Consider the following 483-nt stretch of genomic DNA (forward strand, 5'->3'; position numbering starts at 1 on the left):
GTGGACCAGTACCGTGAGGGAAAGGTGAAAAGTACCCCGGGAGGGGAGTGAAACAGTTCCTGAAACCATGGGCCTACAAGTAGTCAGAGCCCGTTAAGGGGTAATGGCGTGCCTTTTGTAGAATGAACCGGCGAGTTACGTTAACGTGCGAGGTTAAGGCGGAAAGGCCGGAGCCGGAGCGAAAGCGAGTCTGAAGAGGGCGACTAAGTACGTTGACGTAGACCCGAAACCAAGTGACCTACCCATGTCCAGGTTGAAAGTGCGGTAAAACGCACCGGAGGACCGAACCCGTGTATGTTGAAAAATGCTGGGATGAGGTGTGGGTAGCGGTGAAATTCCAAACGAACGTGGAGATAGCTGGTTCTCTCCGAAATAGCTTTAGGGCTAGCCTCGGAAGATAAGGATCGTGGAGGTAGAGCACTGTTTGGACTAGGGGCCCGTCTGGGGTTACTGAATTCAGATAAACTCCGAATGCCACAGATC

At 52.8% G+C, this 483-nt stretch carries 1 rRNA gene; it reads left to right on the forward strand.

Annotation, left to right across the window (positions count from 1 at the left end):
• Positions 1–483, forward strand: a 23S ribosomal RNA gene (locus LFYK43_RS12260); the annotation flags it as partial.

Source organism: Ligilactobacillus salitolerans, assembly GCF_003864415.1.
In the GTDB taxonomy this organism is placed as follows: domain Bacteria; phylum Bacillota; class Bacilli; order Lactobacillales; family Lactobacillaceae; genus Ligilactobacillus; species Ligilactobacillus salitolerans.